Raw genomic sequence first — 11966 nt, 5'->3', positions numbered from 1 at the left:
TCACTAAAAAAATACCCTAAAACTGACAAACCTCTGCAAATCGTGGAAATGCTTTTCCTTGGACTAAACTTGCAGTTATGGGTAAATGTCCAGCAGGAGGATTTTGAAAAATTGGCTCCATACCTGCTTTATAACGCATTCTTCTAGTTTGCCAGTCTAACTCCTGCTCTACAGTCTTTACAAAGTTTCCACCAGACAATCTTCCCCATCCAACGTGGTCATACATCTTTTGCCACTCTTTTCCTTGCTGTTTATAAATTAGTTGCTGAACGCTGAAACCTAACTTTCCATCACTTGCTGTAACCCAGAGATTATTAATTGTTTTTAAGTCAGGACAGGATAAAGTTTGGATTTCATCGTAATTGATATAACCTCGTAATTGTGATTTTCCACCTGCAATTTTTAGCAGTAATTCAGAAGTTTCTATATCCGCTGACTTCCAATCTTTTTGTTGCAAATCTTCTCGTAACTTGCTATAGTTTATTCCTCCCTCTGAAGGCAGAGGAACTTTAGCAAATAAATCTGTTGATTTAGAAGGAGAACATACATGAATTAAGCCTAGGGCAATAAAAACTCCGAATAATCCCCCTAACCCTTGTGTTACTGAGCCTAGTGATGCTATCTTCTTCAAGATTGTGATTTTTAGCTTTTTAGCTCCATCTTTAGGTGGTTTTTCTCCTGGTAATTGTGAAGCTATATCTCGTATAACTTCATCTGCTGATTGATAGCGGTTTGAAGTTCCTAGCTCTAGTAACTTGTTCAGAACTTTACCTAACTTATCGCTAACCTTCTTACGACTTTGCCATTTCCAAGAGTTACTGCCGTCATCAAAAAGCTGAGATGGATTAGCATTTGTTAACAAGCAAATACAAGTAACTCCTAAGCTATACAAATCACTTGAAAAAACCTCTCTACCTTTATATTGCTCTGGAGCCATATAGTTTGGCGTTCCTATACGACTTCCCATATCAGCAGTTCCTATGGTATTTTGGATAGTTGGCGCAACAGATTGAGGCGCAACCAATTTTGCAGCATCAAATTCAACTAGAACCAATGGCTTATTCTTCAGAGGTCGAATAATATTTTCTGGCTTGATATCTCTATGAATTATATGTTGCTCATGAAGATATTTAAGGACTGGTAGTAATTGATTAAGAATTTGCCAAATTTGAGATTCGCTGAAGCCTCCGTTTCGACTTAATTCTGTCTGTAAATTTTCACCCTCAATAAACTCTGTTACCAAATAAAGATATCCATCTTGTTCAAAGTGCGTTATTAATGTAGGAATTTGAGGATGTTTTAATTTTGCAAGTCGTTGTACTTCTTTACGATGTACCTCTTGGAATTTTTTTATAGCCAGCTGTCCCGAAATTATAGTTTTTGTTTGAATGTTAATTCTATTTTTTAATATTTCGGCTTGGTTTTGAGGATAAAACTGTTTAACGAGATACTGTGACTCATGAAGGCTATGTTTATCCACCACCTGAAATGTTCTGCCAAACTCTCCTTCAGCAATCAATCTAAGAGGACGGAAGCGATTATTTAGCGATAATCCAGAGCCACAATTTTGGCAATGGTCACCCATATCAGGATTTTGTGGGTTTGAACAGAGGGGATTTACGCAGTAGCTCATCATGATTAGCGGGCTAACAGTAAAAATACGGTTACCAGATTATAGCAACAAAAATTAACTTTTGGTAGAAGTGTAGGGTGAGATCGGGCACCATCCCCAAAAAAAACGCCTCTTTAGCCATAAACTACTAAAATAGCCATCTCCTCCCCCTATGGCAAAATCAGCCGACATCAGCACAAAAAAATTAATTAGCCTCGCCCTCGAAAACTCAGTAAAATAGGTAACACTGTTTTCCGATATTGTATCTGGAGAAGTCATCAACTCTGAATTCCAATGGATAAGCCGCGAAAGCGATGTATTAGATAGGGCTTTAGTTCAGCAAATAATGAGGTGGGATATGGCCGGATTACGCGAATCTCCCTGGTATCAACAAATTTTGAAAGAGGGAGAAGAACGAGGTGAAAAACGGGGTATACTTTTGAGCATTGAAAACTGATGCCCGAAATTTCGCAGATTTCTGATTTAGCGCAACTAAAGGCAATTCAGCGAGGTATTCTGACTTTGACATACTCCCCAGCCTAAAGGCGTGGGGATTCTGGGGTCAAACAGCAATTGCTGGCGTAGCCAGTCTAACATCACCTAACCCAATGGTTGATGCCCCAACAAGAGAGAATATTGATAGCGGCGTTTTCATCACGTCCATTAACGGAGTTACAAGATGGACAACGCCATTGTCTAACAGATAAATCCAGTTTTTCTAAAATATGCCCACAATCAGAACAAGTTTTACTAGATGGATACCATTGATCTATATAAACAACTTGTTTATTTTTCTTTTTAGCTACCCATTCTAGTATTTGTAGAAATTCTCCAAAAGCTAAGTCTGATATTTTTCTGCCCCAAAGACGTTGCATACCCTTGAGGTTTAAGGTTTCAAAGCATAAAACATCAAAGGTATCTGTTAATTTATGAGCTAGTTTCCAAAACCAATCACGTCTGCGGTTACAAACATCCTCGTATTTACGAACTAAGTTCTTTCTAGCTCTTTCCCGATTACTTGACCCTTTGACCTTTTTGGAGTGGATTCTACTAGCTTTTTTGATAGCATTCAAAGATTGCTTAAGGAACTGTGGAGAATCAATTAAAGTTCCATCAGAGCCAGTTAGAAATGTTTTGAGTCCAAAATCAAAACCCGCTATTTTACTAGTCGTTGATTTGATTTCTAGCTCTGACTCATGAGCAACCACAGCCAGCATAAATAACTCGCCCAATGGGGTGCGCTTAATGGTTAAGGTTTTGATTTTTCCTTCTATTTCTCTAGAGTGATAAAATTGATAAACTTGCTTTCCTATCTTAATTCTATTTCCACCTAAGAATTTATAACCAGCTTGTTTAAGAGTAAATGATTTGTATTTTTTGACTTTTTTAAAACCTGGTGGTCTGACTCCTTTTTTATTGTGTTTAAAAAATAATTGGTAGGCTTTCTCTATGCGTTGACAGATATCTTGCACTGCTTGAGAACCTATTGATTGCCAAAATTGATTACGTTTTCTTAATTTGGCAATATGAGACTGTAGTTTTGCTCAGTTTAAGTGTTTACCCCACATCCGGTAGTACCGTTTATGCAGAGCAATACAATGGTTGTAGATCACTCCTCCGGCATTAATCATCCGTTTGAGGTGTCTATTCCGTTTATGTTCGTACAGCTTAAACTTCAGCGTTTTCATGGTAATATTATATCACAACTGACAGCAATATGACATCATAAAAAGATGCTCAATCAGATGCTCGGAGGAAGAATACGAGATACTTGTGGGGTATTGTTCAGAAGCAAACCGTACTCAAAACGATGTACTTCGAGAGTTGCTCCGGAAATTAAACAAAAGCCGTCCTAGAAGGACGGGGCTTTAAACCCAGTTTTTTGGTAAATACTTTCGACCAATTACGGGAACTCATTTAGACTATTCCAACTCCTGCAAGTTAGATAAATCATCAGGTGGGTATCGTGGTGTTAGAAAAATCATTCTTCTATCAGGAAATTTTGCAAAAGGGTAGAGAAGAAGGACGGCAACTGGAGAGGCTGTCAAGTATTGAACTAAGTTTAGAAGTTAAATTCGGCAGTGAAGGTTTGCAACTGATGCCCAAAATATCTGAAATTTCCAATTTAGAGCAACTAAAGGAAATTCAGCGGGGCATACTGACTGCAAATACTCTAGATGAATTGCTAGAACTAATTCAGAAAATTAATTTTTTGGCAAATTAGCAAAATTAGGGAGCGTCAAACCCAAAACTCTTAATTTTGTATCCCTTACGGCAGCGGTGGGCATATTTTGAATTTTGAATTTTTTACGCTCCCATCCCGGAATATTGCTTTAATCCCGCACGCCAAAGCAAGCGATTCACACCTAAAAACACCAAAAACCAACCGATAATTGATAAAAAACCTCGTGCTAAATCCACAGGTAGCCCTACTAAAATACTTGCTGGAAAATTAATCAAATAGGGAAAAGGTGTAAACATGACTATTGTCCGCACAGGTTCGGGAAACACATCTAAAGGTGCAATTAACCCAGATAAGAATAAATAAAACAGCAGCCAAAAATTTTCTATAGCCGAAGCCCGTTCTGTCCAAAAGGCAAACATGGAAAGGGTGTATTGAATTATAAATCGTAAACAAAAAGCCAGTAATGTTGCTAAAGTAAACAACAAAATTTTCGCCAAACTTGGTACCCAAAAAGCCTGGGGATATAATATAAAAAATAATGCTATCAATAGGAACACAAACGGGATTCGGACAAATCTTTCAGAAAGATGGGATGCAATATGATGCCATACTGGGTCTAGGGGTTGTAACAACCGGGGTGAAAGTTTGCCTTCTACTACTTCCCTTTCAAAATCATAAATTACCCAAACGGCGGTGAATTGTCTGACAATAAAAACTGAGAGGAAGTAGCGGGCAAAATCTACAGGTGCGAAACCAAATTTTCCACCTTGCGCCGCCTGTATCCAGACGCCCATGAGAATAATGGGTAAGGAACCAGACAAGGCCCATAAAACTAATTCTGCTCGATACTCAAGCATATTGGCGTAGTAGACTAGAAGCAAAGTTATGGCTTTTTTAATAATCCGTTTCATTTAATATTTTCCAGTTAGAAAATTATCTATTTTCCCATACAGTTCTGTTTGGATATTTTATCCTAAATGCGCTAGTCAGCACTCAGCACTGACTATACAAATCCCGCCTGAAAAACTCTTCCAATCACTTCTTCTATAGGTGGTTCAGTGACTTTTAAATCAATTACCTCTAAATCAGCCAAAATCTGAGTTACGGTGCGTGTGAGGGCTTTTTGCTGGACTAGAAAGCGCACGGCTCGCCCTTCTAAAAGTTGTATATCACCGTAGAGCATAAGCTTTTCTCGTGGTAGTGGTTGGGCTAACTCTACATAAATTTCCCGGTAAGGGGCGAAGCGCTCCAAGAGTCCATCCAAGCTACCGTCATACATCAGTTTACCTTGGTGAATTAATAGCACTCGTTGACATAAAGCCGTAATGTCGGCCATGTAATGGCTAGTTAACAAAATTGTCGCCTGATAATGCTGATTGTATTCGCGCAAAAAATCACGCACTGCTACCTGAGCATTGACATCTAGCCCTAAGGTTGGTTCATCGAGAAATAAGACTTGGGGACGGTGCAAAAGTGCTGCTAATAGTTCCGCCTTCATCCGCTCACCTAGGGACAACTTCCGCACTGGTTGGGAAAGCTTGCCTTCTAGAAATAGCATCTCGGTTAATTCTCCCACTCGTCGCTGGAATTCTTTGTCAGAGATGTTATAAACAGCGGCGTTAATTTTTAAAGAATCCAGTGCGGGTAAGTCCCAAATTAACTGCTGTTTTTGCCCCATCACCAAGGTGATTTTTTGCAAAAATGCCTCTTGACGACGAAATGGTACAAGTCCTGCCACTTTAACTGTACCGCTGGAAGGATGAATTAGCCCGGTGAGCATTTTGAGTGTGGTGGTTTTGCCAGCACCATTTGGCCCTAAAAATCCGACTACTTCACCAGGGGCGATTTCAAAGGAAACGTCTTCAACTGCTTTGATTGAGCGATAAGTGCGGCGAAAAAAGTGGGTGATTGTCCCTTTGATTCCCGGTTCTTTGATGGCTACGGGATAAAATTTACTTAGGTTTTCAGCAACGATGATCGGCATTATGCTCTACTTTAAACGCCCTGAGCGCAAAATACTAATAATTAACCACAAACCTAACAGACTGGCGGCGGCAAATAAGGCACTGCTTAAAAAAGATAGTTGAGTTGTTGTTGCTCTGGTGGAAATAATGGCTGCACCCATAATTAGGGAACCTACCAAAATGCTGAAGGAAAGTCGATTGGCTGCATCGTCCATTGTGCGGCGTACGCCATCTAAACCTTGGAGTGATAGATTCCACTGTAAGGTTTCTGAGGTGACGCGGTCTAGTAGTAGTTCAATTTGGCGGGGAGAGTGCAGTGAGAGGCTTTTTAGGTCTAGGGCGGTGCGGAGGAGCGATCGCACTGGATTATCGCCTAATAACTGACGGCGAAACAAGTCTGTGATTAATGGCTTGATTTCATCAAACAGATTGACCTCTGGATTAAAAGTACGCGCTACCCCTTCTAAGTTGGCCAAGGTTTTGGCATATAAGCCCATGTTGCTAGGTAAGCGAATTTTATTGTTGCGGGCGACTTGCAGAATTTCATAAAATACTTGACTGAAGTTAATATCAGTTAAGCTGGCATTGTAATATTTTCGCAGCATCCGGTCATAATCATTTTCTAACCGCGCTAAAATAACTGGTTGAGCAGAATCTGATAATTGCAAGGTTAACTGAGCGCACCTTTGAGCGTCTAAATCAATAATAGCTAATAACATTTCTGTTAATATCTGCTGTGTGCGGGGGTCAAGTCTACCTACCATGCCACAGTCTAAGAGAGCAATGCGACCATCTGTGAGATAAAATAAATTGCCTGGATGGGGATCGGCATGAAAAAAACCATCTATATAGAGTTGCTGAAAAAATGCCCGAAATAACAAAGTAGTGATGGCTTTCCGTTGGGTGGCGGGGTCTTGACCATTTTCATTGCTAAGTTTGGCTGACAATATCGGTACTCCTTCTAACCACTCCATCACCATTAATTTTTCTGTGGTTAAATGCCAGTAAATTTTAGCCACCACTAGTTGTGTGGGATCAAACCAGCGACTATGAGATAGATTGCGCCGCAGTTGGTCTGTAAAACCGGCTTCTCGTGTAAAATCTAACTCGGCTTCTAAAGCTTTGGTAAATTCTTGGGCGATCGCTTTAATATCGTAGTTCTGGCCAAATTCGGTACGCGCTACTAAATCGGCGATACCTTGAATTAAGGCGATATCTTGAGCGATCGTCACATCAATTCCCGGACGTTGCACTTTGAGAGCAACTTCCCGACCATCTGCTAATGTTCCTCGATGGGTCTGGGCAATTGATCCCGCTGCTACTGGGATATGATTGACGATACTGAAGGTTTCTTCTAAGGGGCGTTTTAGCTGTTTACGGATGATTACTTCTACCTCTGACCAAGGAACTGGCGGGACTTCGTCTTGCAGGGTTGACAGTTCTTCAATGTAGGCGGCGTTGAGTAAATCTGGACGGGTTGAGAGTAGCTGACCGAGTTTGACATAAACTGGCCCCAAATCCACCAAGATGTTTTTTAGCACCGCAGGCGTGGGTAACTGGGGTTCATCAGTTTTGCCACCAGTGAGTAATCTTCGCATATAGTCCCAGCCATTGCGAAGGACTACTTCGATGATTTCTCGTTGACGAGGGACAGTTTGGGTAAGGAACATTGTTAATCAATTAAAAATTAAAAATTAAAAATTAAAAATTCTCTCATAGAGCCTACGGCTCCGGTAAGGGATACAAAATACAAAATTCAAAATTATAAAAACCACTATCTGAGCAGGAATCCCCACCATGTAACAGACGATGGGGACAAGAAAATCCTTTGGCTCCTGAAATATATTTTTGATAGGCGGTGATAGAGTTGATTGCTACTGTCTTGGCTAAAGGCTCAAAGCTGCTGATTGCCATAACTGTCACCAAAAATCATAGACAGTCAAGTTATAATAGAAAATAACACTTCTCAGCCTCTACCAAGGGTGTTAACTTTTACAGTAGGTTGGTAAATCGGGGATCAGCTTCCAGGGTTTTGAGGATTTGCTTGATATCTTGGGTGCGGTCTTTTTTGACAATCAGGGTAACATTGCGATCGCGCACAATCACCACATCTTCTAAACCGATAGTCACAATTACATCTTCTGGATCTGAAGCATAAATAATTGCACCCTGGGTATCTAACCCCAGATGGGTAGCGAGTTCCACATTGGGAGTCCCTTCTTTCTTTAGTAAGCGTTCGATCGCATTCCAATCTCCTAAATCATCCCAACCAAATTCCACTGGCAAGACGTATGCTAGAGTGGTCTTTTCCATCAGCGCATAGTCTATACTCTTTTTAGGCAACTGGGGATATATATCAGGGCCCTGTTGTTCTAAGGGTTCGATAATTTCTGGAGCGTGGGTATGTAGTTCCTCAAGAACAACCCCAGCCCGAAAAACGAACATGCCACTATTCCAGCTAAAGCGTCCCGTAGATAAAAAAGTTTCTGCCGTTTCCCGGTTAGGCTTTTCAGTAAAGCGGTTGACGTGATAAGCTGGCAACTCATTAAAGCTACCTATCTTTTCACCTTGTTCAATGTAGCCGTATCCAGTTGATGAGAAAGTCGGCTTGATCCCCAAAGTGACAATCGCTGCTTTGCTAGCCGCTAATTGGGTAGCAGCACTGAGAGTGTGTACAAACGCCTCCTGGTCAGCAATCCAGTGGTCAGCAGGAAAAAAGCCAATTACAGCTTCTTCTCCGTAACGCTTTTTAATTTCTAAACTTGCCCAAGCAACGGCGGCGGCGGTGTCCATCCCCTGTGACTCAATCAGCAAGTTTTGATTCGGCAGATCGGGTAGTTGTTCTCGCACTCCTTGAGATATTTGACTAGAAGTTATGACCCACAAGGAATCCCAGCCGCCGGCGATTGCTAACAGTCGATCAGCGGTTGCTTGTAGTAGGCTTCTAGAGCTACCATCGAGACTTAAAAATTGCTTGGGTCGGTCTTGACGACTCAAGGGCCAAAATCGTGTACCTTTACCGCCAGCAAGGATTACGGGAATAAATGAGCTATTCATCCTGTTATAGATACCTACCGAAGAACAATACAAGTGTACAGTGAGCTTTTCCACTGGCAAGATTTCTAGCTTGCATTAACATACCTTTAGGGAGTGGTTGAGTGGGGAGATAATTGTGATTAAACAAGTCAAATGGTCAGAAAATCAGTTCACGTCTCAACAAGTACCAGCCTTAGATCAAGAGGCAAGACAGCAACAACTCAAACGGGCAGAAAATCAGTTTGCGCCTCAACCAGTAACAACTTCGGAGCCAGAGGTAAAACCAAAACAGTCAGCATTTACTAACCGTAACGTCGTTAATTCGGTAGGTGCAATTCCTAGCGAGCTTTATGACCGGTTGGGCTTGACGATGCCGCGATGGCTATTGTGGATATTAACAGTTGTTTTGGGGGTAATTTTATCGGGTTTGCTGGCATCAACTTTGGCCCTGTGGACTCCCCTGTGGAGTAATCTGGATCAAACAGACGAAGATTCTGGAAATGCTAGTAAAGATCAGGCAAAAATCCCATTACCTGGGGATGTATGGGGCGAAATATCCCGGTACAAACTAACAAAACCCATGAATATTTTAATTATGGGGATTGAACCAGTTAAGGGCACTGTTGACGGCTCTCCAGAAAGCTTTGCTGGCACAAGCGATACCATGCTGCTGGTAAGGCTCAACCCCAGCGATAAATCTATTCGGGTGCTGTCTATTCCCAGAGATACGGTCACGGCTATTCCAGAAAAGGGATTAACTAAAGTATCTGAGGCCAATGCCCAAGGTGGGCCAGTCTTGGCAGCGCGGGTAGTCAGCCGGACATTAAATAATGCCCCTATCGACCGCTACATCCGCATCTCTACCAGTGGCTTACGGCAATTAGTAGATCAGCTGGGTGGGGTAGAGCTTTTTGTGCCCCAATCGATGGACTATCACGACGCTGCTGGTGGGCTGTCAATGAATTTAGTCAGCGGGTGGCAAACTCTCAATGGTGAACAAGCACAACAGTTTGCCCGATTCCGCGAAGCAGGTTTGGGAGATTTGCCCAGAGTACAGCGCCAACAGGTACTAATGTCGGCTTTGCTTCAACGCCTTAGTAGTCCCACTGTCTTACCTCGGTTGCCTCAATTAACTCGCATTATGCGAAAGTACTTTGATACCAACCTGAAGACGGAAGAAATGATGGCGTTGGCGGGTTTTTCCCTGAACATGGAACGGGATAAGTTCCAAATGACTGTGTTGCCTGGTAGTTTCAGCCGTTTCAGCGCCGACCCTAATAGCTATTGGCTGAATATGACTGGACAACAGAGCCTGTTGAATGATTATGTTGGGGTGAATGTACCTGGTCTTAAGCCTGATACGCGACCAGTTTCTCGCCTCAAAATTGCTATTCAAAATGCTTCCAATCAACCGCAGTTAACTGAAAAAGTTATCGCCTATCTCAAACAGAAAGGCTTTACTAATATTTACACAGTATCAGATTGGCCGGATATCCAACCCCGGACTCAGATTTTTGTTGAAAAAGGGAACCGACAACCAGGAGTTGACCTACAAAAAGTTTTAGGCTTGGGTCAAATCGAGGTGGCGGCAAGCGGGAATTTGGAATCTGAGATTACAATCCGTATTGGTAAAGACTGGAAATAGTCATTAGTCATTAGTCATTAGCAAAAAACTATTGACTAATGACACAAGGCAAAGAACAAATTTTATGAAAAAGATTTTACTTCGGCTTTTAGGTTTGATTTTGATTTTGATTTTGGCTTGGTTTTGGATAATTATTAATCCCCAACCAGCATTTGCTCAAATCAATACCATCAACTACAACAACGCAAGTTTAGAGAATAGAGATTTTTCTCACACAGATTTAGTAGGTGTGACTTTTGTGGCGGCAGAAATGCGGGGGGCAAATTTCCAAGGTGCAAATTTAACTAATGCAATTCTGACTAAGGGAGTTTTGTTAAAAGCAAATTTGGAAGGTGCAAACCTGGCGGGTGCTTTGGTTGATCGGGTAACTTTGGATGGTGCAAACCTGAAAAATGCTATTTTCACAGAAGCAACTTTGACACGTAGCCGCTTTTATGATGCTGTAGTTACTGGCGCTGATTTTACAGATGCTTTGATTGATCGCTATCAAGTCTCGCTATTATGCAAAAGAGCAGATGGCGTAAATCCAGTAACGGGTATTTCTACGCGAGACAGTTTGGGATGTAGATAGTAGGGTGTGTTAAACGATGGCTAACTTAGCCTACTACTGATTTAACAGGGTGTAACTATGGAAAAGAAAAATTTTGAAGCCTTCACTAATTCAAAAGCTTTGAAACAATATGCTATTCAATGGTGTGGTCAAGAGTTTATTGATGGTTTAATAAAAAGAAGTATATTCGCCAAAGATACAAAATTTTGGCAAGAGGTAAACCAATATCTCAAAATACCTAATGACGCTTATGAAAAAAAAATAGCTAGAGATAAACTAGAAAAAGAACAAAAAATAGCAGAAGAAAAAGCCAGAGAAAAAGCAGAAAAAGAAAGATTGTTGGCAAATAAGAAGCAATGTTCCGATAGTAAAGAAAGGAAAGGATGGGAGATTACTGTATTTGAACTTCCAGGGTCAGATAAATATGGAAATAAATTTATAGCAGATTGTACTAAAAAGCCAAATTTAATAGAGACTACCGATTTATCAAAATCTTACGGTGACGCTTATAGTCGAGCTTGCAGTTTTGTAGACAAGTTTGAAAAAAATCAAGATAAATTAGAATGCTTTATAGACCATTACCAAGTTCTAAAACCCTTATATTTAATGATTATATACCTTTCTGGTAGGGATGAATATAATCGTTATTTGGGAAATTACAAAAATAAAAGCTGCAAAGAAAGTTTTGTGGGAATTACTTTTTGGAATGGACTAGATTTTGATATACTGAATGTATTAGAAAAGGAAAAATTATTAGAAATCTCTGATAGCAAAAAGACTTTAACAATGACTAGAGAAGCAATCATACAAGCGAGGAAAATATTAAAAGAAATAAATCTAGACGGTGTAGAAGCGCTATTAAAGCAGCGAGAACATCATGAAGAATACATTTACTATAAAAGTCCACTAGATGTTGAAGAAGAGCAAGAATAATTTTAAATCAAGTAAGATTATCACCAAATTAAAGAATATCC

The 11966-nt window shown here is 40.7% G+C and carries 9 protein-coding genes and 1 pseudogene; 4 read left to right on the top strand and 6 right to left on the bottom strand.

Going from position 1 to position 11966, the window contains the following annotated elements; all coding sequences use genetic code 11:
- Positions 1-16: 16 nt before the first annotated feature.
- Positions 17-1633 carry a protein kinase domain-containing protein gene (locus H6G32_RS03625; protein ID WP_375539786.1) on the bottom strand — a complete coding sequence of 539 codons (1617 nt, stop codon included), beginning with the start codon at positions 1631-1633 and terminating at the stop codon, positions 17-19.
- A gap of 541 nt (positions 1634-2174) precedes the next feature.
- Positions 2175-3138 (bottom strand): annotated as a pseudogene (locus tag H6G32_RS03620) (RNA-guided endonuclease InsQ/TnpB family protein).
- Between the two features lie 440 nt (positions 3139-3578).
- Here H6G32_RS03620 and H6G32_RS03615 point away from each other — a divergent pair.
- Entirely contained in the window at positions 3579-3836 is a 258-nt protein-coding gene (locus H6G32_RS03615) for a hypothetical protein (RefSeq protein WP_190454880.1), read from the top strand.
- A gap of 83 nt (positions 3837-3919) precedes the next feature.
- Here the strand turns inward: H6G32_RS03615 and H6G32_RS03610 are convergent, their stop codons facing one another.
- From H6G32_RS03610 to H6G32_RS03590, 4 genes are all read right to left on the bottom strand, one after another.
- Positions 3920-4708, bottom strand: a complete 789-nt coding sequence (locus H6G32_RS03610) for an ABC transporter permease (protein ID WP_190454876.1) — start codon at positions 4706-4708, stop codon at positions 3920-3922.
- A gap of 92 nt (positions 4709-4800) precedes the next feature.
- A complete protein-coding gene (locus tag H6G32_RS03605; protein ID WP_190454873.1) occupies positions 4801-5781 on the bottom strand; it encodes an ABC transporter ATP-binding protein in 981 nt (326 codons plus the stop codon).
- 6 nt (positions 5782-5787) lie between these two features.
- Positions 5788-7431: an ABC1 kinase family protein gene (locus tag H6G32_RS03600; RefSeq protein WP_190454869.1), complete on the bottom strand. Its 1644-nt coding sequence runs from the start codon at positions 7429-7431 to the stop codon at positions 5788-5790.
- 322 nt (positions 7432-7753) lie between these two features.
- Positions 7754-8818 carry a mannose-1-phosphate guanylyltransferase gene (locus tag H6G32_RS03590; protein ID WP_190454866.1) on the bottom strand — a complete coding sequence of 355 codons (1065 nt, stop codon included), beginning with the start codon at positions 8816-8818 and terminating at the stop codon, positions 7754-7756.
- Between the two features lie 115 nt (positions 8819-8933).
- Here H6G32_RS03590 and H6G32_RS03585 point away from each other — a divergent pair, with 115 nt between their 5' ends.
- The 3 genes from H6G32_RS03585 to H6G32_RS03575 all read left to right on the top strand — a co-directional run bounded on the left by H6G32_RS03585 (position 8934) and on the right by H6G32_RS03575 (position 11925).
- Positions 8934-10442: an LCP family protein gene (locus tag H6G32_RS03585; protein ID WP_190454864.1), complete on the top strand. Its 1509-nt coding sequence runs from the start codon at positions 8934-8936 to the stop codon at positions 10440-10442.
- 64 nt (positions 10443-10506) lie between these two features.
- Entirely contained in the window at positions 10507-11013 is a 507-nt protein-coding gene (locus H6G32_RS03580; protein WP_190454862.1) for a pentapeptide repeat-containing protein, read from the top strand.
- Positions 11014-11070: 57 nt separating this feature from the next.
- Positions 11071-11925: a hypothetical protein gene (locus tag H6G32_RS03575; RefSeq protein WP_190454859.1), complete on the top strand. Its 855-nt coding sequence runs from the start codon at positions 11071-11073 to the stop codon at positions 11923-11925.
- The last annotated feature ends 41 nt before the right edge of the window (positions 11926-11966 follow it).

This window comes from Cylindrospermum sp. FACHB-282 (assembly GCF_014697195.1).
Classification (GTDB): domain Bacteria; phylum Cyanobacteriota; class Cyanobacteriia; order Cyanobacteriales; family Nostocaceae; genus Cylindrospermum.
The sequence above is the reverse complement of the archived record's forward strand: the minus strand, read 5'-3'. Positions and strand labels throughout refer to the sequence as shown.